Annotated in this window: 26 protein-coding genes; 12 read left to right on the top strand and 14 right to left on the bottom strand. The window is 40.4% G+C overall.

The features are described from left to right. The first annotated feature begins 114 nt into the window (after nucleotides 1-114). On the top strand, nucleotides 115-2,448 hold the full coding sequence (locus MKL62_RS05550) for a PhoX family protein (RefSeq protein WP_005129759.1): 2,334 nt from the start codon (nucleotides 115-117) through the stop codon (nucleotides 2,446-2,448). A gap of 43 nt (nucleotides 2,449-2,491) precedes the next feature. Here the strand turns inward: MKL62_RS05550 and MKL62_RS05545 are convergent, their stop codons facing one another. Then, nucleotides 2,492-3,271, bottom strand: coding sequence for an NRDE family protein (locus tag MKL62_RS05545; protein ID WP_000335019.1), 780 nt, complete (start codon nucleotides 3,269-3,271; stop codon nucleotides 2,492-2,494). 93 nt (nucleotides 3,272-3,364) lie between these two features. Here MKL62_RS05545 and lgt point away from each other — a divergent pair, with 93 nt between their 5' ends. The 7 genes from lgt to msrA all read left to right on the top strand — a co-directional run bounded on the left by lgt (nucleotide 3,365) and on the right by msrA (nucleotide 8,200). After that, a complete protein-coding gene (gene lgt / locus MKL62_RS05540; protein ID WP_000959085.1) occupies nucleotides 3,365-4,183 on the top strand; it encodes a prolipoprotein diacylglyceryl transferase in 819 nt (272 codons plus the stop codon). Between the two features lie 73 nt (nucleotides 4,184-4,256). Then, on the top strand, nucleotides 4,257-4,616 hold the full coding sequence (locus MKL62_RS05535; RefSeq protein WP_000889270.1) for a hypothetical protein: 360 nt from the start codon (nucleotides 4,257-4,259) through the stop codon (nucleotides 4,614-4,616). A gap of 10 nt (nucleotides 4,617-4,626) precedes the next feature. Further along, the gene (locus tag MKL62_RS05530) at nucleotides 4,627-4,989 is read left to right on the top strand and encodes a hypothetical protein (protein ID WP_000881943.1); all 363 of its coding nucleotides are present in this window, start codon (nucleotides 4,627-4,629) and stop codon (nucleotides 4,987-4,989) included. Between the two features lie 122 nt (nucleotides 4,990-5,111). Further along, nucleotides 5,112-5,954 carry a thymidylate synthase gene (thyA, locus tag MKL62_RS05525; RefSeq protein WP_001203170.1) on the top strand — a complete coding sequence of 281 codons (843 nt, stop codon included), beginning with the start codon at nucleotides 5,112-5,114 and terminating at the stop codon, nucleotides 5,952-5,954. Nucleotides 5,955-5,998: 44 nt separating this feature from the next. Further along, nucleotides 5,999-6,508 carry a dihydrofolate reductase gene (locus tag MKL62_RS05520; protein ID WP_000312550.1) on the top strand — a complete coding sequence of 170 codons (510 nt, stop codon included), beginning with the start codon at nucleotides 5,999-6,001 and terminating at the stop codon, nucleotides 6,506-6,508. A 14-nt stretch (nucleotides 6,509-6,522) separates the two neighbouring features. Continuing rightward, the gene (locus MKL62_RS05515) at nucleotides 6,523-7,578 is read left to right on the top strand and encodes a DUF4105 domain-containing protein (protein WP_000551512.1); all 1,056 of its coding nucleotides are present in this window, start codon (nucleotides 6,523-6,525) and stop codon (nucleotides 7,576-7,578) included. 100 nt (nucleotides 7,579-7,678) lie between these two features. Then, nucleotides 7,679-8,200 carry a peptide-methionine (S)-S-oxide reductase MsrA gene (gene msrA / locus MKL62_RS05510; protein WP_001183413.1) on the top strand — a complete coding sequence of 174 codons (522 nt, stop codon included), beginning with the start codon at nucleotides 7,679-7,681 and terminating at the stop codon, nucleotides 8,198-8,200. Nucleotides 8,201-8,260: 60 nt separating this feature from the next. On the opposite strand, the gene MKL62_RS05505 is transcribed toward msrA, so the two are convergent. From MKL62_RS05505 to MKL62_RS05485, 5 genes are all read right to left on the bottom strand, one after another. After that, nucleotides 8,261-8,665 carry an ExbD/TolR family protein gene (locus MKL62_RS05505; RefSeq protein WP_000885431.1) on the bottom strand — a complete coding sequence of 135 codons (405 nt, stop codon included), beginning with the start codon at nucleotides 8,663-8,665 and terminating at the stop codon, nucleotides 8,261-8,263. Then, a complete protein-coding gene (locus MKL62_RS05500) occupies nucleotides 8,665-9,285 on the bottom strand; it encodes a MotA/TolQ/ExbB proton channel family protein (protein WP_001011664.1) in 621 nt (206 codons plus the stop codon). Before MKL62_RS05500 ends, MKL62_RS05505 begins: the two co-directional genes overlap by 1 nt. A gap of 44 nt (nucleotides 9,286-9,329) precedes the next feature. Next, nucleotides 9,330-10,085 carry an energy transducer TonB gene (locus tag MKL62_RS05495; RefSeq protein WP_000083586.1) on the bottom strand — a complete coding sequence of 252 codons (756 nt, stop codon included), beginning with the start codon at nucleotides 10,083-10,085 and terminating at the stop codon, nucleotides 9,330-9,332. Nucleotides 10,086-10,476: 391 nt separating this feature from the next. Further along, a complete protein-coding gene (gene purU, locus MKL62_RS05490; protein ID WP_001057506.1) occupies nucleotides 10,477-11,340 on the bottom strand; it encodes a formyltetrahydrofolate deformylase in 864 nt (287 codons plus the stop codon). 74 nt (nucleotides 11,341-11,414) lie between these two features. After that, entirely contained in the window at nucleotides 11,415-12,107 is a 693-nt protein-coding gene (locus MKL62_RS05485; RefSeq protein ID WP_000056618.1) for a TetR/AcrR family transcriptional regulator, read from the bottom strand. A gap of 112 nt (nucleotides 12,108-12,219) precedes the next feature. Here MKL62_RS05485 and MKL62_RS05480 point away from each other — a divergent pair, with 112 nt between their 5' ends. The 4 genes from MKL62_RS05480 to MKL62_RS05465 all read left to right on the top strand — a co-directional run bounded on the left by MKL62_RS05480 (nucleotide 12,220) and on the right by MKL62_RS05465 (nucleotide 16,098). Then, on the top strand, nucleotides 12,220-13,668 hold the full coding sequence (locus tag MKL62_RS05480; protein WP_001088254.1) for a coniferyl aldehyde dehydrogenase: 1,449 nt from the start codon (nucleotides 12,220-12,222) through the stop codon (nucleotides 13,666-13,668). A 167-nt stretch (nucleotides 13,669-13,835) separates the two neighbouring features. After that, nucleotides 13,836-14,072 carry a 50S ribosomal protein L28 gene (gene rpmB, locus MKL62_RS05475; protein ID WP_000048256.1) on the top strand — a complete coding sequence of 79 codons (237 nt, stop codon included), beginning with the start codon at nucleotides 13,836-13,838 and terminating at the stop codon, nucleotides 14,070-14,072. Between the two features lie 12 nt (nucleotides 14,073-14,084). Continuing rightward, nucleotides 14,085-14,240 (top strand): 50S ribosomal protein L33, encoded by a 156-nt coding sequence (gene rpmG / locus MKL62_RS05470; protein WP_001205031.1) that lies wholly within the window; start codon nucleotides 14,085-14,087, stop codon nucleotides 14,238-14,240. Nucleotides 14,241-14,388: 148 nt separating this feature from the next. Then, entirely contained in the window at nucleotides 14,389-16,098 is a 1,710-nt protein-coding gene (locus tag MKL62_RS05465; RefSeq protein ID WP_001119811.1) for a cation:proton antiporter, read from the top strand. 37 nt (nucleotides 16,099-16,135) lie between these two features. Here the strand turns inward: MKL62_RS05465 and MKL62_RS05460 are convergent, their stop codons facing one another. The 8 genes from MKL62_RS05460 to topA form a co-directional block, all read right to left on the bottom strand. Further along, complete coding sequence (locus MKL62_RS05460; RefSeq protein ID WP_000027403.1) at nucleotides 16,136-16,414, bottom strand: hypothetical protein; 279 nt, start codon at nucleotides 16,412-16,414, stop codon at nucleotides 16,136-16,138. 112 nt (nucleotides 16,415-16,526) lie between these two features. Continuing rightward, nucleotides 16,527-17,030, bottom strand: coding sequence for a DUF6586 family protein (locus tag MKL62_RS05455; RefSeq protein ID WP_002027464.1), 504 nt, complete (start codon nucleotides 17,028-17,030; stop codon nucleotides 16,527-16,529). 80 nt (nucleotides 17,031-17,110) lie between these two features. Then, the gene (locus MKL62_RS05450) at nucleotides 17,111-17,470 is read right to left on the bottom strand and encodes an ASCH domain-containing protein (RefSeq protein WP_001183874.1); all 360 of its coding nucleotides are present in this window, start codon (nucleotides 17,468-17,470) and stop codon (nucleotides 17,111-17,113) included. Between the two features lie 7 nt (nucleotides 17,471-17,477). Then, nucleotides 17,478-17,717: an RNA recognition motif domain-containing protein gene (locus MKL62_RS05445; protein ID WP_000699342.1), complete on the bottom strand. Its 240-nt coding sequence runs from the start codon at nucleotides 17,715-17,717 to the stop codon at nucleotides 17,478-17,480. A gap of 73 nt (nucleotides 17,718-17,790) precedes the next feature. Further along, complete coding sequence (locus MKL62_RS05440) at nucleotides 17,791-19,770, bottom strand: ATP-dependent helicase (protein ID WP_000050364.1); 1,980 nt, start codon at nucleotides 19,768-19,770, stop codon at nucleotides 17,791-17,793. A gap of 116 nt (nucleotides 19,771-19,886) precedes the next feature. After that, entirely contained in the window at nucleotides 19,887-20,459 is a 573-nt protein-coding gene (locus MKL62_RS05435) for an HdeD family acid-resistance protein (protein ID WP_000859452.1), read from the bottom strand. Nucleotides 20,460-20,596: 137 nt separating this feature from the next. After that, entirely contained in the window at nucleotides 20,597-21,355 is a 759-nt protein-coding gene (locus MKL62_RS05430) for a hypothetical protein (RefSeq protein ID WP_005129762.1), read from the bottom strand. 87 nt (nucleotides 21,356-21,442) lie between these two features. Continuing rightward, on the bottom strand, nucleotides 21,443-24,079 hold the full coding sequence (topA, locus tag MKL62_RS05425) for a type I DNA topoisomerase (RefSeq protein ID WP_000024261.1): 2,637 nt from the start codon (nucleotides 24,077-24,079) through the stop codon (nucleotides 21,443-21,445). Nucleotides 24,080-24,094: the final 15 nt, after the last annotated feature.

Genomic DNA, 24,094 nt, shown 5'->3' with positions numbered 1-24,094 from the left:
AAACGGTCAAATATTTCATTAACTTATCATCAAAACGTCAAAGCCTCGTCACATTCACAAACTAAGCTCATGAAGACTTTTAGAACAATCTCTTTATTAACTTAGGAATTTCCCATGACAGAGCTGACGCCATATCATGAAGACCAAGAATTGGACAATAATACTTCTGACAATATCCACTTTCGTGACATTTTAGAACAACACATCAGTCGTCGTAGTTTAATCACCAAAGCAGCAAGCGGTGCAGTAGCACTGACTTTAGCTTCTACTTTAACTGGCTGTAATGATAACGATGATGACTCTGGCTCTAATAATGGTGGAACCACACCTGTAGACCCAAATAAAAAACCGGAAAAACTCACTTTTACGCCCGTAGCTAAAAATTTAAATGATATTGTGACTGTACCTGAAGGTTATGAAGCCAATGTTATCTACGCTTTAGGTGACTCAATCAATCCAAGAGTTGGAGATTGGGACGACAATAATATTCCATCTGGCCCAAGCTTCCAGTTTCGCTCTGGCGACTGCCATGACGGCATGCATTATTTTGGCTTAAACACATCAACAAACCGCTTTGATGAGACTGTGTCAGCACAAGGTTTGTTGGTGATGAATCACGAATATATTAATCAGACCTTCCTTCATCCCAAAGGTCCTACAAAAGTGGATGGACGTCGCCCTGAAGATGAAGTCATTCGTGAAACCAATGCACATGGGGTTTCTGTAGTTCATATTAAAAAAGATCCAACCACTCAAAAAGTAGAAATTGTTAAAAATTCTATTTTTAATCGTCGTATTACAGCTTCTACAGTTATGGAGTTTGCAGGTGCTGCAGCGGGTTCAAGCCTGCTTGCAACTCGCTTCTCACCTGCTGGACGTCAAACACGTGGCACTCATAATAACTGCGGTAACGGTTATACACCTTGGGGCACTTATTTAACCACTGAAGAAAACTTTATTGGTTATTTCCAACGTTCGGGTAGCGATGAATATGCACGTACAGATGCAGAAAAAATTGCATTAAAACGTTATGGTTTAGGCGTTAAAAAAGATGAACCTTATCTGTATGAGAAAGATGAAAAAGGTGCACCTAAAAAAGATAAAGATGGCAAGATCATTTACTTAAAAGATAAAAATGGTGAGTTAATCCCTAACGTTGATGAACAAGGGCGACAAATTTATTTAGGCACAAGTTCGCGTTACGGCTGGGAAACAGCAATTGGTCAAGTAGAGTCACAAGACTTGTATGATCGCTGGAATGCCGATGTAAAAGCAGCTCAAGCTACCCAAGATTACCGAAATGGGCCAAATACATTTGGCTGGATGGTTGAGATTGATCCATTTGATGGACGCCAAAATCCGGTTAAACGTACTTCATTAGGCCGTTTCGCACATGAAGACAGTGCTTGCCGTGCCGTAGTAGGTCAACCATTAGCATTTTATATGGGTGATGACTCTCGTGGTGAATACATCTATAAATTTGTTTCAACCGCTGTGTGGGACACCAAAGATATAAACGGTGGTTATACAGCTGGCGACAAATACATGAATGCAGGCAAATTGTATGTTGCTAAGTTTAATAACGATGGTTCAGGTCAATGGATTGAACTTGCTTATGGCAAAAATGGCTTAAATGAAAGCAACACTACCTACCCGTTTAAGTCACAGGCAGATGTTGTTACATTTGCACGCTTAGCAGCGGATTCTGTAGGTGCAACAAAAATGGACCGCCCAGAATGGTGTACGGTCAACCCAGTAAACGGTGAAATCTATGTCACACTCACCAATAACTCAAATCGTGGTAAAGACTATGCAACTGATGCAGCCAATCCACGTAACTACACAGACCTATATGCAGGCACAAAAGAACAAAAAGGAAACGTAAACGGTCATATCATCCGTTTTAAAGAAACTGATGACAAAACAACTGCTGAAACCTTCAAATGGGATATCTACCTATTTGGCGCAGAAGCATCAATGGCTTCAAACATCAACTTATCCGGCTTAACAGATAACAATGATTTTTCATCTCCGGATGGTATGTGGTTTGACCCACGCGGTGTTCTCTGGATTGAAACCGATGACGGCGCTTACACTGATGTTACTAACTGTATGATGCTTGCAGCTCTGCCGGGTCAAATCGGTGATGGTGGTACAGCAACAACTTCAAATGGTCAGCAGACCATAACAGGTGCCAAAGTTACAGACGCAACATTACGTCGTTTCTTAGTCGGACCAAAGCAATGTGAAATTACTGGTATTGCCATGACTCCTGACTACAAAGCAATTTTCATTAATGTTCAGCACCCTGGTGAAGATTCACCAAGTTACGCGAAACCAGAAAGTAACTGGCCTGCCACACAAAAAGACCCAAGCAATAAAACTGCGCGCCCACGCTCAGCAACTGTTGTGATTACCCGTAAAGATGGCGGCGTTATTGCCGGTTAATTGATTTACCCAAAAAAATGCCGATCACTTGATCGGCATTTTTCTAACGGTTTAAAAGCACCTGTTGCTGCACAATTTGACCACTATGTTCACCCTGCTGGGTCTTTTCCAACCATATCCATTCATTATTGGTCATTCTTAAAAAATTCGAACACCGTGTTCCATATACGGGGCTTTGAATAAAAGTCGATGACAATAATTCTTCCATTTCCGGCTGAATGCCCGTGTTTGGCAACAATGCTGTGGTGACCTTACGCTCATCTTCTAAAATATCCCACGCTGCATGCTGCAAACTTAACTCTTCTGTTTTGTGCTGATGCATAGGCAAGAACTCTTGCGTAAAACGTGTGCGTAAATGTCTGGTTTTTTCCCAGTGGTCGGACATTAAACCATTCGAAACCACATATACACCGTTGGCTAATACTTGAGGAGCCTCACCGCGGTTACTCATATAGACCGCCTGATCAGCAGTTCCCATAAACAGGTTAAAACCAGCAAAGTTCTGTTGCTGTTGTTCTAATTGCTGAGCAAAGCGAATCGGTAACAAATCAGACTCTAAAAAAGCCTGAACTAAATGACCACGAGAGGTCTCATATTGTTTTTTATCACGTCCATCACGGAAATTGGTTAACACAGCCCATCGGCCCTGCGGCGTAACACCCATCCAAGTACCACCCGACTGTAAGTCTTGCCCTGCAATGATTGGCGTATGTTCCCATTGATGCAACAATGCGGTTGGTCGATGATAAAACTCATCGCGATTTGAAATCAGACACAAGGGCATATCATCCAGAACATGCCATGCTAAAGCCACAATACACATTGATTCTTGTTCCCTATGTTTACACATTGAATGTACAACATTTTTCATATCATTCCGCTACAATCTGTCAAAACGTAAGATCAAGGAGCAGCAATGCTGACCTATCCTAATATCGATCCGGTCGCAATACATCTAGGACCTCTTCAAGTCCATTGGTATGGACTCATGTATTTATTGGCATTTTTATGTGCTTGGGGGCTTGCTTCCTACCGTGCCAAACAGCGTGATGGCTGGACATCGGACATGGTTTCCGATCTGGTGTTTTACGGTGCCTTAGGTGTTGTACTCGGCGGACGTATCGGCTATGTGCTTTTCTATGAGTTTGATAAATTCCTTGAAAACCCAATCTGGTTATTCCAAGTCTGGACAGGTGGTATGAGCTTCCACGGCGGCTTCTTAGGCGTCATGATCGCAATGCTATTCTGGTGTAAAAAATATCAAAAAACATGGTTCCAGACACTCGACTTTGTTGCCCCATGTGTACCGACAGGCTTAATGTTCGGACGTATTGGTAACTTTATTGGCGGAGAGTTATATGGCCGTGCGGTCACAGATCCGAATTATCCATTCGGAATGATTTTCCCAACCGATCCATTACATCTGGTTCGTCACCCTTCTCAAATCTACCAAGCGCTTTGCGAAGGACTATTACTCTTTATTATTTTGTGGTGGTTTAGCTCAAAACCACGCCCACGTATGGCTGTATCTGCCCTATTTTTAATGGGTTATGGTGTTGCACGCTTTGTGATGGAATTCTTCCGTCAACCGGATGCCGACCAAGGTTTCATCTTGTTTGGCTGGATGACGAAAGGACAAATCCTCACCGTTCCAATGCTACTGATAGGTCTTTGGATGATGTGGTATGCCTACCAAAAGAAAATTTATGACTGGGGCCCTCAAAAGAACAGTTAACATCTAAATCAGAGGAGTTTCGGCTCCTCTTTTTTATGCTACAGTTTTTATCTCCCAAGAAAGAAGATTCGCCATGCTGGAATTCTGGTTTAATACACAAGTCCCGACTTTTAAAAAATTAATCATTTTAATTATTACCCTCTTAATCTGTATTGGGTTATATCAATATCAACCATTGCCTTTAGATACCATTTTAATGTTTACAGGAACTGGGGTTATTTTTTTAATCTGCCGTTACTTTAAATTGCATTTTGCTCAAAGTAACCCGACTGGCTTACTTTACCGCCTATTTACGTGGGTTCCTATCGCTCTTTTATTTGCACTTATCTTTGTAAAAACCATGCCTAACTTGCTGATCTGGGGCGTTCAAGGAATCGCATTTATGGCGCTTGCTGCTTTTATTTTTTCACCTCAATCGTTATTTAACAAATAGGCTCATTTTTATGTTGGCTTATTGGTATAACGCACCGCGTCACATCAAACTCATTTTCATTATTGTCGTTTGTGCTGCAATTTATGCAGCCAATCAAGTACAGCCTTTATCGCCGACTTACACTGTTCTTAGTCTCGTGTTAGGGTTCGGGCTTCATTTCGGGCAATATTTACAAACAAAAATTCCAGAGCACAGTTCATATAAAGTTAAACTCCAGTTTCTGCTTAGAATTTACCCTCTCATTATTGTTGCTATTATAATGTGGTTACTGCCCCCTCAACACAATTGGATCGCAACACTACAAGCTTTAGGCTTTGTACTGGTTGGATTTTTTCTTGTTTCGATTTATCAAAATCGTGCTAAGCGATTTTAATTACAAAGCAAGGCTCGCTTTCCTAACAGTCCTGAATCCATGCTATTATCTTCCACGGTTTATTAATCCATGAACCGTCTCCCCTTTTATTTTATGGAAATTAATCCGAACTCGAGAGTGTTATGCGTGCATATTTAGACCTTCTACAACATATCCTTGATAATGGCGGTGACAAAGGCGACCGTACAGGCACAGGAACCCGTTCTGTATTTGGTCATCAAATGCGTTTTGATCTCTCTAAGGGTTTTCCTTTACTCACCACAAAAAAAGTTCACTTTCGTTCTATCGTGATTGAGTTACTTTGGTTCTTAAAAGGCGATACTAACGTTAAGTACTTACAAGACAATAAAGTCACCATTTGGGATGAATGGGCAACAGCAGAACAAACTGCCCGTTTCGGCCGCCCAGAACATGAGCTTGGCCCAGTTTATGGCCATCAATGGCGTAATTTCGGCGCAACTAAAAATGCCGATGGTACTTATAACCAAGATGGTTTTGACCAAATTAAATGGTTAATTAATGAAATTAAAACCAACCCAAATTCACGCCGTTTAATTGTCTCTGGCTGGAACCCAAATGAGGCTGGACAAGTTGCTTTACCGCCTTGCCATACGCTCTTCCAATTCTTCGTACAAGACAACAAGTTGTCATGCCAGCTTTATCAACGTAGTGCTGACGTATTCTTAGGCGTGCCATTTAATATTGCCAGCTATGCCCTACTCACCCATATGATTGCTCAAGTGTGTGGCTTAGGTGTTGGTGATTTTGTTTGGACAGGTGGCGATACGCATCTTTATGCCAACCATTTTGAGCAGGCAAAACTACAATTGACGCGTGAGCCATTACCACTTTGCCAATTAAAACTTAATCCAGAAGTTAAAGATATTTTCGACTTCAAATTTGAAGACATCGAGATTGTAGGTTACGAGTCACATCCGGCAATTAAAGCACCAGTTGCAGTATAACGACGGCTTAAATTTCATTAGATTACGGTTTAGAGAATAAGATTATGGCATGGCAAAATGTAGAAGTTGTCCACGTTGTCGCAATGGACAAAAATCACTGTATTGGTAAAGGCAATGCGTTGCCATGGCATATCTCTGCCGATTTAAAACATTTTAAAGAAATCACACAAGGTGGTGTGGTGATCATGGGCCGCAAAACGCTTGAGTCTATGGGTCGTGCTCTACCGAACCGTGTGAACTGGGTGATTACCCGTGACATTAACTGGCATTTTGACGGCGTAAAAATTGCGTATTCAATTGAAGATGCTTTAAATGCTGCTTTAGAAGATGCCAAAAACACCGAAAAGCAAGCTTTATTCATTATTGGTGGTGGTGAAATCTTTAAGCAAACCTTGACAATTGCAGACCGTCTTGAGCTCACTCATGTTGACTTAGATGTACAAGGTGATGCACATTATCCAACAATACCGAGTGAATTTCACAAAACTGCAAGCGAACAGCAAGTAGATGAAAAATCAGGAACTTCATTCGAATTTGCCACTTATAAAAAATAATTTTCTGGTCGCCTATGCACAATATCGGAACACGTGAATTTATTATCGCCCTCCTCTTCGGCGCTTTACATAGTTTATTCACGTTGTTTATTGTGCTTTCCAGCATTTGGGTATGCTTAGCCCTATGGGTCCAACAACCTTTTGGCTGGTTAGGCAGCCGTATTATTATTGGCATATGGATTGCCTTTGCTTTAAGTATGGCGGGTTTATATTTTAATGGGCATATCATTAGCCGTCGTACAGACGTTTTAATCTACCTGTTAGCTTTTGCCTGCTCTTTGGTTTGGTACTTTTCGATTACTGCACGTCAAGACCGTGACTGGAACCCTGAAGTTGCCAATATGCTAAGTTACGAAAAACACGGCGATGTTATTACTTTGCATAATGTCCGTAACTTCAACTGGCATCCTGATGGAACCTATGATGTCCGCTGGGAAACCCGTACTTTTGATCTAAACCAGTTAAATGGTATAAATATCATTACCTCTTACTGGATGGGGCCACAAATTGCCCATACGCTAGTCAGTTTCGAATTTAAAAATCAACAACCTTTAGTTTTTTCGATCGAAATTCGAAAAGAAAAGACTGAAGAGTTTTCAGCAATTGGCGGCTTCTTTAGAAAATATGAACTGAGCTTAATTGCATCTGATGAAAAAGATATTGTCTACACGCGTAGCAATATCCGTAAAGAGCAAGTTTATAATTTCCCGGTCAATATGCCTCGCTCTGAGCAAAAAGCGCTCTTTTTAGAATATCTTAAAAAAGCAGATGAACTACGTGCAGAACCAAAGTGGTACAATACGCTCACAAGTAATTGTACAACTTTAATTTTTGATATGGTTCAAGCCATTAACCCATATCAGCTTCCTAAAGATTATCGGTTAATTGCCTCTGGTTACTTACCTAATTATTTATATGATCTTAAAGCACTCGATCAAAATATTAGCTTGAAACAGTGGTACCAAATTGCACACATTAACCCACGTACTGAACATTTCGAACAATTTGCAGACCAAAGCAGTGAGCATTTCTCTCAAATTGTTCGACAGGGTTTACCTAAAGTAAAATGAAATAAGTAATGCAATTTTCTTTACTTTTTTATACACGCTTTACTTTGTAATCTAACTAGATAAACCCTATTGTAATAGGCAGGAAATAGAGGAAAAAACAATGCAACAGGCATTATTTGGCGGCGGCTGTTTTTGGTGCGTCGAAGCCGTATTTTTACAAATACGTGGTGTAGAAAAAGTAACAAGTGGTTATGCTGGTGGGCATACAACTCACCCAACTTATGAGCAAGTATGTCAAGGTGACACTCAGCATGCTGAAGTGGTTCTTATCGACTTTGATGAACAACAAGTTACATATTCTCAGTTACTTGATGTGTTCTTTGCAACGCATGATCCAACGACTTTAAACCGCCAAGGTAATGATATTGGTACTCAATATCGCTCTGTTATTTACTATTTTAATGAAGAGCAAAAGCAGGCAGCGGAACACACCATTCAGACATTAAAAGATGATGATCTTGATATTGTGACTGAATTATCCCCTGCTCCTACATTCTATCCAGCAGAAGACTATCATCAAAATTACTATGAAAAGAACCCTTCACAAGGTTACTGTAACTTTGCAATTCCACCTAAGCTGTTAAAGTTACATAGTAAATTCCAACATCTCATGAAAAATTAATAAATGAGAAAATAAAAAAGCAACCGAATTGGTTGCTTTTTTATTACGTGAAACTAGATTTTAGTTTTCACTTACAAAGGCAATATCGCTCAGTCCGGCTTCACTGGCGCGAGACATTACCTGAGCAACAGTATCGTACTTCGACTCTTTATCAGCGCGAAGTTGAACTGTCGGTTTAACCGCACCTTGACCTGCTTCTTGGAAACGTTTTTGAAGCTCATCAAGGCTAATTACTTGAGTATCCCAAGCCACTTCACCATTTGCATTGATACTAATCGTAATTGCTTTTGGTGGTGGATCAATAATTTCAGCAGTTGTTTTAGGAAGCGTTAATGGAATCGATGGGTTGGCAACTGTTGCTGTGACCAAAAAGATGATCATTAACACCAACATAATGTCGATTAGCGGAATGAGATTCATCTCATTCATGCCACTATCGTGGTCTTCACCCAATTGAAAAGCCATTAAGCTTGACCTCCAACATAACTTTGCTGTGCAGTTTTAACATCAGACTTTACAGTTGAGTCTTGCTGCAACATGGTGTCGATTAACAAACTGTGTGCTTGATCTTGTAAATCATGAGCAAGGCCACGATTCGCACGTACACAAATGTTATAAGCCAATACCGCTGGAATCGCAACTGCAAGACCAAGACCAGTCATAATAAGTGCTTCACCTACTGGTGTAGCCACTTGAGCTAAACCTGCCTGTCCGCTCTTACCAACGGCAACTAACGCGTGGAAAATACCCCATACTGTACCAAACAAACCAACGAATGGTGCAATTGAAGCAATTGTTCCTAAAACTGAAATACCTTTATCAGCATTGGCTTTCTCAGCAGAAATCTGACGCAATAATGCTTGCTCTGCAACTGCTTTACGTTGTTCAAAACTCAAAGGTTGTAACTTTGCTTTGAGCGAAGTAATAGCCTGAGAGAGTTGAGCATAAGCTTGTTGTTTTAGTTGGCGAGTCCCCATCAAACGTAAGATGAAAACTGTCCAAGTAGCAATCGACATTGCCAATAAGATGAAATACAGGGTTTTACTCACTGCATCTGCATGTTGCCAATAGATTGAAAAGTTCATATTCGAACTCCTGATTAAGGTTAGCCGTTGGGACTCAAATTCGTTTAAGGGGTTAAGTCAAACGGTTGCTCTGCTTTAATTGGATAAGCAACACCGTTTTCCATATAAGGTTTAAATTTTGCACTACGTACAGCGCGGACTACCTTGTCATCTAGACTTGGAATACCGCTGCTACGGGTTACGCGCACGTTAGTAATCTTGCCTTTCTCATCGGCTTCAATAAGTACAACAACCGAGCGTGCTTCGCCCTGTAAATCTTTTGGTGAAACAGTCAAACGTGGTGAGCGGCTCCACTGTACACCCGAACCGCCAATTGAAACGCGTTTTGGCGATGGATCTGGAGCAGGTTGAGCTTTAGGTGCTTCTTGAACCACTGGCTTTGGCTTTTCAACGACTTTTTCAGTCACAGTAGTCGTTGGCGTTACTATTTTTGGTTCAACTTTAGGTTCTGTTTTTACTGTTTCTTTAGGTGTTTCAGCCTTTTTGACCTGCTGAATTTTTTCCACTTTTTTAGGTGGAGTTACAGGTTTCTCAACAACTTTAACCTCTTTCACTTCTTTTTTAGGTTCCGGCTTTTTAGGCGGTTCTTTTGGTTTTGGTGGTAAAGGTTTTGGTTGCTCTTGAATTTTTACAAAACGGACTTGTAAAGGTTTCTTTTCAATTGGCTTTAGTTCAGCAGGCTTAATGTGGCTGACTGCCCATAAGACCCCGATATGACCAATTGCAACCGCAATTAGTGCCGTGATGACTTTCTTTTTCATCGGATTGGGAGAGTTTAAGGCTGCGGAAGATTGACTCATAAGAATCTAATTACCTAATGGATGATGATTTCGGCTTTCAATTTATAGAAACGATTTCAAACATCGGATAGAACAATAAAGTGCCACAATAATAAATGAGAAGTGTTTTCATTTGCAACTACTTTTTTATGAAAACATTCCTCATTATCGCGAGGTCTAACTTGATAAAGTGATATCACCTTAGTTTTCTCATGCTTAGACAACGCACTAAAATTTGTAAGTTCCCTATTTTCACTTATCAGATCGCGCTCAGCTTAAAAAATAATTAAGTAGCTAGATATTAAAAGTAATCTATAGAGCAACAGACTCTAGTTATGTTATAACATTTTAAATTTATTTTAGCCATAAAAAAAGCACGCTCAAAAGCATGCTTTTAAAGGAATATAAGTTGTTAGAAAACAACAGTCTTATTGCCATCTACAATAATTCGGTCTTCTAAATGCCATTTAACAGCACGAGCTAATACATTACGTTCAACATCTTCGCCAAGCTCACGCAACTGCTCAACATTATAATCATGGCTCACACGTTCAACGTCTTGCTCAATAATTGGGCCTTGGTCTAGGTCAGCAGTCACATAGTGAGCTGTTGCACCAATCAACTTTACACCTTTTTCATATGCTTGCTTGTATGGGTTTGCGCCCACAAAAGCAGGTAAGAATGAGTGGTGAATATTGATAATTTTCATTTCCCATTTAGAAACGAAATCTTCGCTTAAAATCTGCATGTAACGCGCAAGAACTAACAAGTCATTGCCTTGCATCATTTCATGAATTTGAGCATAAGCTTCTGCTTTATTGTCTTTGGTTACTTTAATGACTGTAAATGGAATACCAAAGTTTTCAACCGCTTCACGTAAATCTTCGTGGTTAGAAATTACGTGGGTAATTTCACACGGTAAAGAACCACGTGCATGACGCCACAATAGCTCAAGCAAAGCATGGTCAACTTTAGAAACTAAAATACCAACCTTTTTAATATCATTAACAAAAGCAAGACGCCATTGCATGCCATAACGTTCCGCTACATTTGCTGCGAAAGTCTGAATTAAAGCATCTTTACGAGACTGTAAATGATCAAGTTCAAATTCAACACGCATGAAATAACGTCCGCCTTGAGCTTCCGTCGCATACTGATCAAGCGCGGTAATGTTTGCACCCTGATGGTACAAAAAGCTCGATACAGCCTGTACGATCCCAGGCTTGTCTTCACAAGTAATCAGTAAACGGGCTGTATTGGCAGTGGTCATATTCATTTGGTTAATATCACTTAATTGAGACAAAATTTTGATAAGCCGAGTATTCTAGCGCTCTAAATAAACAAGCACAACTATTCATCTTTTAGGGACGATAAGCTGGCAAAAAGATCAGAAGGTCCAAGCGACTCCAATAATTGCTCATAAGTCGCGCGGCTTTCCCCCATTAAATAAGGGCCTTCTAAAAAAACCATTTGACGTAAAGCTTGCCAAACCCATTTTTCTTCAAGGTGGTTATTGTCACTAATGTGTCCGGACATATATAGAAAGTTGGTCCAGTTCGTTAAGACAATCCAGAGGTTAATAATGAGCGCTTCAATTTCCGATGGCGTCATTTTCATAAGCCCGGCATCAACAAAGGCCTGATAAATTCTTTGTCCTTGCTGCATGACCTGCCCTGCGAATCGAGGATAGATCTTTTTAAAGTCTTCGTTACTTTCAACTAAATGATAAACATCGCGGTGGATAAAACGATAGTTCCATAGCTGACCACTGAGTACCTGAAAATAATTAATTTTGTCATTGGTCGTTAATGGTCTGTCCTCAGGTAAAGAGAGCATTTCTAAAGTCTCGACCTGATATTGGTGCATTAATTCCTTAATGATTTCATGCTTGTTTCGAAAGTGATAATACAAGTTTCCAGGACTAATCCCCAACTCTGCAGCAATATGATTGGTAGTGACAGACCGTTCGCCACGCTCATTAAAAAGCTGCAAACTGATTTGTAAAATCCGATCTTTTGTCTTCAGAGCTTTAGGTAGAGACATTTTAATAACCTTCGTTAATTCATATGGTTAAGACTTGCACACAGAAACCAACTTGACTCTTTAGAGTATTTACTCTAAAAAATAAGTATATCAGTATATTTGGTAAGTACCGATGAACAGTCAAACAAAAACAAATCCAGAGACTCAGGTTCCTTATGATGTTAAGCATTTACATGATTTGCTTGAGCAGCAAAAGATTGCCTACTTACGTCATCCGGTACCCACTGCTAAAGAGCGTATTGATCGTTTAGCTCGTCTTAAAAGAGTCTTGGTAAAATATCAAGATCAGATTGCCGAAGCAATTAACCTTGATTATGGCAATCGTGCCATTATGGAAACCAAAATTGGTGAGTTACTTACCTGTCTTGAACAAATCAAGTATTACAGTAAGAACCTGACCGGATGGATGAAACCATCAAAACGCCATATCAGTGTATTACATCAGCCAGCAAAAGGTTGGGTACAATATCAACCAATGGGTGTTATTGGCATTATTACACCTTGGAACTATCCATTACTACTTTCCGTTGGCCCACTCATCTGTGCTTTGGCGGCTGGTAACCATGCCATGATCAAAATTTCGAGTGCTTCTCCAAATTTTGGACAGGTTCTTGAAAATGCTCTTTCTGAAGCTTTTCCACAAGAATTGGTTGCTGTGGTTAATGGCGGTGGTGTGATCTCTGATGCGTTTAGTCACCTGCCTTTTGACAAAATGATTTTCACAGGCTCGACTTCTGTCGGTAAAACAGTCATGGCGGCTGCAGCTCAAAACCTTGTGCCAGTCATTCTTGAGTTGGGTGGTAAATCCCCTGCGCTTGTACATGCTTCCGTAGACATGAAAGATGTCGCACAGCGTATTGCTGTGGGTAAATTATGGAATGCAGGCCAAACTTGCGTTGCGCCAGACCATATTTTCTTGCCGCGTGGTAAAACTGCCGAGTTCATTGAAAACTTTAAATTGATTGTGGCTGGAATGTATCCTCATTTCCGTAACAATCAAGACTACACTTCTATTATTAATGATAAGCAGTACAACCGTATTCAGGGCTATCTAGAAAATGCCCGTGATCAGGGTGCTCGTATTATTGAAATTAATCCTCAAAATGAAATTTTAGATGATGTCCGCAAAATTGCACCGACTCTGGTTACTGGTGTAACGACTGCAATGGATATTATGCAAAATGAAATTTTTGGTCCTGTTCTACCAATTTTAGAATATGACCAAATAGAAGAAGTCATCGAATTTATTAATAGTCGACCACGTCCTTTGGCAATGTATTATTTTGACTATGATCAGGCACGCGCCGATTATATCTCTCAGCATACTCATTCAGGGCATTTCGGAATTAACATGGTGATTACCCATGTAGCACAAGATGATTTACCTTTTGGCGGTATTGGTGCGTCAGGTATGGGTAAATATCACGGACCGGAGGGCTTTTTTGGGCTTTCGCATGAACGTTCGGTCATGTCAAATCCAAAACTTTATAGCTTGAAATATATTCTTCCACCGTTCAATAAACCGATTCATCGCTTCATTTCGAAAACCTTGTTGCGCTAACTGATCAAGGCATGATCTGTTATACTAGATCATGCCTCGTTTTTACCAATTTCGCTTGTCTTTTAATCGTATTTTTGGTATAAAACGCCCCTTGAATGAATTCATCCGTTTACATTTAGTATGACTGGCCACAGATTTGCTGTTGGCTAAATCAATGGAGTTACACCATGTCTAAGGTTTGCCAAGTTACCGGCAAGCGTCCAGTCGTTGGTAACAACGTCTCACACGCCAACAACAAAACCAAGCGCCGGTTCGAGCCGAACCTGCACCACCACCGTTTCTGGTTAGAAAGCGAAAAACGTTTTGTACGTCTTCGTTTAACCACTAAAGGTATGCGTATTATTGACAAATTGGGTATCGAAAAGGTTGTTGCAGACCTTCGTGCTCAAGGTCAAAAGATCTAAGGAGTCTGAGCAATGCGTGATAAGATTCGCCTCGTTTCTTCAGCTGGTACAGGTTACTTCTATACCACGACTAAAAACAAACGTACTATGCCGGAAAAAATGGAAATCAAAAAATTTGATCCAAAAATCCGTCAACACGTGATTTTCAAAGAAGCTAAAATCAAATAATTTTAGCCTCGAAAAAAAACGACTTCTTTATGAAGTCGTTTTTTTTTGCATTTTTTTTATACCAGCCTTTTTGTTAAACTTTCCACATATTCCGCCTTGGCATTTTTTATGCTTGTCTTTAGCCTAACTCACGTAAAAGGAGTTTTTAGTGCCGCATGACGTAGATTTAATTATTTTACTTGCTGTTGGTTTCGGCGTTGCCCTGTTTTTTGGCTATATTGCCGCCCGACTACGACTTCCCCCTCTTATTGGCTATCTCATTGCCGGAATTATTATTAGTCCTAATACTCCTGGTGTTGAAGCAGATATTCATCTTGCAAACCAACTTGCTGAACTTGGTGTAATGTTCCTCATGTTTGGCGTTGGTATGCATTTTTCCTTAAATGATCTTTTACTTGTTCGCCGCATTGCCTTGCCAGGTGCAATCTTACAAATTGCTGTTGCAACTTTACTGGGTATTGGCGTTTCAATGTTATGGGGCTGGAGCTTTGGCTCCGCACTCGTTTTTGGCTTAAGCCTGTCATGTGCGAGTACAGTTGTATTATTAAAAGCTTTAGGAGACCGTGGTCTGCTAGATTCTGTAAACGGCAAAATTGCTGTGGGCTGGCTGTTAGTTGAAGATTTAGTCATGGTACTTGTTTTAGTACTTCTTCCAGCTACAGCTGTTTTACTTGGCGGAAAAGCTCCAGCAGGCACAGAAGGTAACATCTGGCTAACTCTTGGAATCACCCTATTAAAGGTTATTGGCTTTATCGCCTTTATGCTGATTGTCGGTAAGCGCGTTGTGCCTATTATTATGCAGTTTGTTGCTCGCTTAGGTTCAAGAGAGCTATTTACGCTTACTGTAGTCGCTGCTGCTGTATCGATTGCCTATGGTTCTTATGCCATCTTTGGAGTTTCAATGGCATTAGGGGCATTCTTTGCCGGAATGGTTGTTAAAGAATCAGATTTTAGCCATCGCGCAGAAGAAGAAACGCTACCACTACGTGAAATTTTCTCGATTTTATTTTTCGTTTCAGTAGGGATGTTGTTTGATCCACATATTCTTATTGAACGTCCACTACATATCTTGGCTGTTATCGCAATTATTATGGTGGGTAAAACACTTGCTGCAATGGCCTTGGTTTTATTCTTCCGCTATCCAATCAATACTGCTTTAACAGTCGGGGCCAGCCTTGCTCAAATTGGTGAGTTTTCATTTATTTTGGCTACCCTTGGTGTCTCTTTAGGTCTATTAACTCTAGAAGCTCAAAACCTAATTTTAGCAGGCGCATTATTCTCAATTACACTGAACTCTTTCATCTTCTCGGCAATTGAGCCGGTACAACGTTGGATTCGTGAACGCTCTCATTTAGCACGACTTCTTGAACGTAGTGGCGACCCATTAGCCATGCTGCCCGATGAAGTCGATCAATCTTATCTACGCGATCAAGTGGTGATTGTAGGGTATGGTGGCGTTGGACGACGTATTACTGAAAATTTAATTAATCAAAATATTAAAGTCGTAATTGCAGAAGAGAATCGTGAAATCGTAGAAAAACTACGTCAGGCAAATATTGCAGCTGTAAGTGGTGTAGCAACCGAACCTGGCGTTTTAATTCAAGCACATATCATGCACGCACGACTCTTGGTAATTTCACCTATGGATATTTTAGATATTCATCGGATTGTAGATATTGCGAAGCAATTGAACCCTCAAATTCAGGTTTTAATTTGTGCAGAAAGTAAAGAAGAAGCCGCAGTGATTAGAGACGAACACATTGGTGAAGTATTCTATGCGAAAGAAGAAATGGCTAAGAATATGAGCCATCATATTTTAAATCAAATCGAACTTGCGCATCAGTCCACACATCATTAATGCATACAAAAAAAGCGTACTCAAGAGTACGCTTTTTTTAACTTAAGAATTTAGGCTGCTCATCCACAACTTCAGCCTGCCATTCATTGACCTGCTTTTCTAACAGCCCAAACAAAGCTGCTTGAATCATATGTTGTGCAACTATAGGCGTCTGTTCACCTAATATTGCCTTTAGTTCATCACTAAACTGAATTTTAACCAAGGGCTCTTTTTCAGAACCAGCATTACGCAAGGCGAGCTCACCACCTTCTAGTTGGACTAATTCCAACACTGCTTCTTGATTTCCAAATAACTCTTTCAATTGCTGTATAGACATATACTTCCTCCATGTTTCAACATGGTGGCAAAGCACCCTTGCACTTTGCATCTCTCGTCTTATTTATATAGGCGCACTGGGATTAAATTTCAAGCGCTCAGATAGTTTAATTTTAGAACTCGACCATTTCGTTACGAAAACCATCAATTAAATGACTTAACTCTCTATGCCATTCACGCAAAATTTTCACATCAGGTAACCATGATTGTGGTCCCTGAGTCACTTTAATGATCAAATTAGAAGAAGTTTCTTCTTCCGGTGTCGGTTCAGTTGGTTCCGGTGCATATTGGCACATACGGTAAGCACGTTTTAATTCTGCAACGAAGCCATCTTTTGCCAATTGCTGCAAAACAGAAACTTCCGGAGAAACTTGTCCTTTTGCCGCCATATGCTCTTCAATAGATTTTAATGTCGGTTGCAAGTCATTTAAACGGTAATAACGTACCAATTCTTGCAAAAATGCCAACATCGCACCATGTAAATGAAATACAGCTGCTTCACGATACGCTTGTACCTGCTGTACATGATCAGTTTGCTCTGCTTGTTGACACGCTAAGCGTGCAAAATAGAGTTTTTGATTGGTACGATCGGCATGATAACGAGCAACACGTGACATAACTAAACTTTCCTGTTCTAAAATTGCCATCTATATGGCTATTCTTAGCTTAACGACTCCATTGATAAAATCAACGTTATTTATGGTAAATCCAGAGAGACTTGATAAATTTTACGTTTAGCCGGAACTTTCAACTGTCGCTTCATAGGACGCACATTACTTAGAACCCAAGCAAAATATCCTTCACTCCAACCAGAGGCACAGGCAAGTTCAATCTCATCGTTTCGCCAAACATGAATAGAATCAACATCAACCAAAGCGACCGCGACTCCCTCTTCTTCATCACCATCATTTATTAAAAAATTTTGGTTCTCAACAATGAATAGATCTTTAAGAGGCAGCTGTGCAGGGACCCATGAACGAACTTCAAGTGTTTTTATTCCCTGAGCTATACGGGTTCCATTTGGAGCAACCACAGAAAGAGCTAAAAATTGTTGCATAAAAGCCTTACTCTTCAGCTGCCTTAACCCGAATACCGTAACCTTTTACTTTAAGTGTATTTAGACCTTTGATTGCTTTAATGGCTTCACGCGGATTCGGCATTTCGACAAAGCCAAAGCCCTTTGATTTACCCGTATCTTTATCGGTTACAACGACACAAGACTCAACTTTACCATAAGCTTTAAACAGCTCTAAAACTTCAGCTTCAGTCACTGAACGATCTAAATTACGAACTAATATTTTCATTTTCCAACCTTCATTGACCATCAAAAGAAAGGCCAATATACATTTGAGTATTCACAGTGTCTTATACAGTAATTTAGTCAAGATCGATACCAAAACCTAAGTTTACTGTTCGTGAAGTATTCCATTGTTTTTTGGCAAATGGCTGTGGCACCTGACGATGAATTTTGGCCTGAACCAAATGGGCAGGTAAATCATTTAGAAAATAGCTTTCGATTTTGCGGCCTTGTTCGTCATACGTGTCTTGTGACCATGTATTGAGATTTTGCTTCGTCAAAATCAATTCATTTTCCGCACGTGTTAATGCAACATACAATACTCTGCGCTCTTCTTCGACTTCATCAAAATCGCCCTGTGCACGCGCATAGGGATATTGGTTTGGTGAGACATGTGGCACATAACACACTTTCTGTTCTGCACCTTTAGCGGAGTGAATTGTAATTAAGGTCACTAAATCATCATCACCCGCTTTTTCAATTTCAGAAATTGAAATTGGTTCAAGCACATATTCTTCAAGAAATTCACCAAGAGATGCATGTTTACGCGCAAGTTGTTTAACCAAGTCAAAATCCCTAACTCGACGTGACCAGTCTTTAGTTTTATAGTTTTGCTCTAACTGTTCACTTAATGCATCAAGTGCTAGACCAATGCTTGCCTCAACATGCTGCTGTAGCACATCAAGCTGTTTCAAAATCAAAATGGCCTGTAAAGGAACTTTTCCATGACGCTCCAAACGCTGACAACGCTCTTCGACCTCACAAATGCTCATTAACTCTTGCGCTAGCTTGCTGGCACCCACATCTCCAATACCATCCCATAAGGTTAAAAAGCGCATCCAAGCCAAGTCATCCTGCGGGTTACTCACAATACGCAATAAACTGAGCACATCCTTTACATGCGCTGATTCAAGTAACTTTACGCCACCAATAAAACGATACGGAATTTCAGCGGCAATAAATGCACCTTCTAAATAGCGTGCGCTGTAACCAGAGCGGACTAACACCATATGGTCGTACCAATTTGCCCCCTGTTGGTGTCGCTCTATTAAGTCTTGTGCAATCCAGTTGGCTTCTTCAAATTCGTTACCAAACAAATGGAGTTGTGGCTTTTGTCCTTTGCCACGATGAGCCTGTAACTGTTTTTGATAATCGATTGGACTGTGGGCGAGTAACCAATTTGATAAATCTAATATTTCTTGAGTCGAGCGATAATTCAGATCCAAGGTATGAATCACTGCATCTGGAATACGTTCTTTAAAAGAATGAATGTTTTCAAAATCGGCCCCGCGGAAACCGTAAATCGACTGGGCGTCATCTCCCACACAAAATAATTTCACCTTACCAATCAGTGGCTGCAAAAGTGCCCACTGTAAAGGGTTGGTATCTTGCATCTCATCAACCAACAAAGCTTGGCAGAAACCAGCAACCCAGTTCGTCAATGCTTCGGAGTTTTGTAAATGAACAGCGACGATCGACAAAATGTCATCATAGTCTAAAAAATTACGCTCTCTTTTACGCTGTTCATAGGTTTTCATTAACTCAGCAATTTGTGATTTATATTCATATGCTTCAGGTAATTGCTTGAGTAACGCTTCAGAAAGCTTAGATTGCGTATTTCGGGCATAAGAATATAAATCACACAGCTCTGCCGCTTTAGGCAAAACATTATCTTTGTCTTTGCCTCTCAATAAGCGAAACATGAGTAACTGATCATCACGATCAATAATACTAAATTGGGTTAAACCAAACGCTTGCGGATTACGACGCAATAAATACATGCAAAAGGTATGGAAAGTGGATGCACGAAGACCTTTAGCTTGTGCCCCGACATGCTGTTCAACCCTTGCAACAATTTCACTCGCAGCTCGGCGGGTGAACGTTAAAATCTGAATTTGATTTGCAGGCAAACCCTGATCAATTAAATAAGCTGCGCGAGCAACAATAGTTTTCGTCTTGCCACAACCCGCTCCAGCCAAAACCAGACAGTTTTGAGCCGTAGTCGTTGCTGCTTTTTTTTGCTGAGCATTTAATTCATTAATTAACTTTGCAAGACTCATAACACATATCGCTAAAACACCAAGGCTTAGTTTAACAGAGCCATGCCATGAGATGGACCTTCGCTCACTAAAAACAAAAAAGAGCACTCTAAGTGCTCTTTTGTTCGTTATTTATTTTAAGAAACTGTTTTTGAGCTAGAAGGTAAATGCTTAATCGCAGAAGCGAGCCCTAAAAAGTTAATTCCCTGAAATAAAATATCTACTGCCAAAAACATTCCTAACACCCAAAACGGAGAATCTTTAGAAACTAAAATTAAAATACCTGTAGCGAGGGTTAATAATCCTGAAAATAAGGTCCAGCCCCACCCTGCAATTGGTCTTAGTAAAAATGCATTTATAGTGCGGATTACACCCGCAATAATCAGAGCAATTGATAATAAGCTTGTTAAAACAACAGCCGTAGTAACAGGCGTAGAAAATGCATAATAGCCCGCCATTAAATACAGCACTCCAAAAAGTGCCCACAGCCATCGGCTACCGCCTTTAAATACACTTAAGGCAGCAATTAAATGCAATACACCACCCACCATCATTAAAATACCAAACAGAAAAACAACCGAAAATGTGGCAAATGGCAGTGAGCTAAATAACACCAAACCAAAAATAATGAGCACAAAGCCTAATATTAGATACCATTTACGATCAGCATGTAGCTGATTACGAACCAAATCATTACCTACAGTTTTCATGACGGCGACTCTTATTATCAGGTATTAGGAAGTTTATATAATGTCATTATAGTGATGCACTTCACATTTATTGTCTGTATAAGATGTGCATCGTTTATTAACAATTGATGTGGATAAAACAGTATTTATCCACAATTTTATTTCAGCCACCCCACTTCTTGAGCTGTTGGTAAACCTATTACGGTTTCTTGTAAATCACTTGGCATTTTGCTGGTCTGCTCAGATAATGGTGTTCGACCACCCATGATTTCTGCTCGCTTTTGTGGATAAAGAGGTACTTTTTCAGGTTGTGCATATCCTAATGGATATATGGGCTGACCTGTTTTTAAATCATATTTATCTTTTGCCCCAAAGCCATGCAATAGCTCATGAACGATTACAACCTGATTTTGTGATGCTTGCCCACGTGTAGCAAACAAATTAACACTACCAATACGGCCCTTTTCTAAAGCAGTCGAATGCACCAAAACTTTTTGATAATTGGGATCGTAATAATTTAAATAAAGTTTGAGCGATGCTCCATTATCTTCAGGCTGTTGTTGTCGCCAGGCATAAAAACGAAACTTTAAACTCCACCAAACCACATGAAAAATACCGGCATTTTGTGGCACCTCAGGTGGACGCTGCTGTAACTGTTGCCCCAAGCGTATTTCAAAGTTTGCTGATTGCCCCCGATAATGTTGCGACCATTCACTTAAATAGCTTTTAAGCGCCTGAAAATCAGTGTTTTGTAACTGATGAATATAAGCTTGTGTGGTTTGTAAGCCATCTGCATTTATTGGGTGTAATATCACCACAATAGGCTGATTCCAGTCTTGGTTTTGGTCACGCCACGCTTGAACTGCAACGATTAATAAAACAATTAATAGACATAAAATCCGAATGTTTTTCCACATTCTTTTTCCCCATAAAAATTAAAATTTTCTTTTATTGTTGTAGATGTAAAAAATGCTAGCTGAGCTAGCATTTTTTATCTGTCTTATTTAGCCTTCAATCCATTTACCGTCTTGGTAAATTAGGCTCCATTTGGTTTGTTTACCTTCTGGTGTTTCAGAACCCACATATTGTGATTGGTTCTTACGACTAAACTTCACAATGGTTGGATTACCTTCAGGGTCTACATCTGGAGCTTGTAAAATAAACTGGTATTTTGGATCAAGTTGATCAGCTACGCTACGAAGCTCAGCAACTTTTGGTGCACGTGTTTCACGAATTTTCGGGAACTTACTTGCAGCCAAGAACAGACCAGCCGCGCCATCACGTAACACAAAATAATCATCATGCTTGGTTGAACGCAAATGTTCCATCTTGATTGGTTCTACACGTGGTGGTGCAGGTTGACCATTTTTCAAGACTTTACGAGTATTGTCACAGCTTGTACAAGCGAAATACGGACCAAAACGGCCAGTTTTAAGCTGCATTTCACCATCACATTTATCACATGGAATGGTTGGGCCATCATAACCTTTGATCTTGAACTCACCTTCTTCAAGCTCATAGCCATCGCAATCCGGGTTGTTACCACAAACATGTAACTTACGGCCACCATCAATGACGTAGCTGTCCATTGCTGTACCACATTTCGGACAACGATGTTTTGACATCAAGTCTGCTGTTTCAGCACTATCGTCATCAGATAACGCTGCTAAAGACTCAACTGGCGTTAAGTTCAAGGTCCCTTTACAGCGTTCTTTAGGCGGCAAGTTATAGCCAGAACACCCTAAGAATACGCCTGTAGTACCCGTACGAATCTGCATTGGACGTGAACATTCAGGGCAATGTACTGCTGGTACTTCAACTGGCTGGTTACGACGCATTCCCTGCTCACCTTGAGCATTGGTCAAACGCTTTTTAAAATCACCATAGAATGTGTCTAGCAATTCTTTCCAGTTACGCTCACCCGTTGCTACACGGTCCAACTGACCTTCTAAATCTGCGGTAAATGCATAATTCATTAGGTTATTAAAACTTTCATCAAGACGATCCGTTACGATCTCACCCATTTTCTCAGCAAAGAGACGGCGATTTTCTAACTTAACGTAACCACGTTCTTGAATCGTAGAAATAATGGCAGCATAAGTCGACGGACGACCAATACCACGTTTTTCAAGTTCTTTTACTAAAGATGCTTCAGTAAAACGAGCTGGTGGTTTGGTAAAATGCTGACTTGGATCTAGCTTTTCTAGCTTTAAAATTTCGCCCACTTTAATTGCAGGTAAAATGATATCGTCATCAGATTTGTTGGCACCACGAACTTTAGTAAAGCCATCAAATACAAGCGTACGGCCTTTTGCCTTTAACTCCACATTGCCAGCTTCAACTGTTAAAGTTGAAGATAAATATTCTGCCGGAGTCATTTGGCAAGCTACGAACTGACGCCAAATTAAATCATACAAACGCTGAGCATCACGCTCTACACCAGCAAGTTGATCACCAGTCAGCGCAACATTTGATGGACGAATAGCTTCGTGGGCTTCTTGAGCACCTGCTTTATTACCATAGCGATTTGGCTTAGCTGGTAAATATTTTTCGCCATATTGGCTTTCAATATGCGCACGTACCATACTTACAGCATCATCACTCAAAAACGTTGAGTCAGTACGCATATAAGTAATGAAACCAGCTTCATACAAGCGCTGCGCCAACATCATGGTTTTCTTTACAGAGAAACCTAAACGTGTACTTGCAGCTTGTTGCAAAGTCGAAGTGATGTATGGGGCGCTTGGATTCACCTTAGTTGGTTTATCTTCACGCTGGGCAACTTTATATTCAGCGCCTTTTAATACATCTAACAGGGCATCTGTTTCAGCTTTATTTTTTAATTTAAGCGTTTTACCCGCCTGTTTTACAGCCTCAAGACGAATGTCATCTTTTTTAGCTTTAGTGTCTGCAAAGACTTGCCAATATTCTTCTGGAATAAAAGCACGAATTTCACGTTCACGTTCAACAACAAGCTTTACCGCTACAGACTGTACACGACCTGCCGATAAACCACGGGCAATCTTTTCCCATAATAATGGCGAAACCATGAAGCCTACTACACGGTCCAAGAAACGACGTGCTTGTTGTGCATTAACACGGTTTAAGTCGAGACGTGTTGGCTGTTTAAATGCTTCTTGAATGGCATTTTTAGTAATTTCGTTAAATACCACACGATGATAACGGCTATCGTCACCACCAATCACTTCGCGTAAGTGCCAAGCGATTGCTTCCCCTTCTCTATCCAAGTCCGTTGCGAGATAGATTGCATCTGCATCTTTAGCAAGTTTCTTGAGTTCAGCAACAACATTTTCTTTGCCAGGCAGAACTTCGTAATGCGCTTGCCATCCATGTTCCGGATCGACACCCATACGATTGATTAAAGCCTGATTCGCTTTTTGTTCTTTTTCAGCCTCAGTGAGTTTGGTCCGGGCAGCCGGCTTTTTCTCTGTTGCTTTACTGCCGCCTGTTGGCAAGTCACGTACGTGACCTACAGAAGACTTAACAATGTACTGCGAACCTAAATATTTGTTGATGGTTTTCGCTTTGGCAGGCGACTCCACAATCACTAAGGCACGTTTATGTGCAGCAGAGGCAGAAGATGCTGTGCTTTGAGATGCAGAGCGCGAGGTATTCGCCATATAAAATGTTATTCC

It is taken from the genome of Acinetobacter sp. AOR01_HL (assembly GCF_027855455.1).
GTDB classification, from domain to species: domain Bacteria; phylum Pseudomonadota; class Gammaproteobacteria; order Pseudomonadales; family Moraxellaceae; genus Acinetobacter; species Acinetobacter baumannii.
This window is presented reverse-complemented; position numbering and strand designations above follow the sequence as displayed.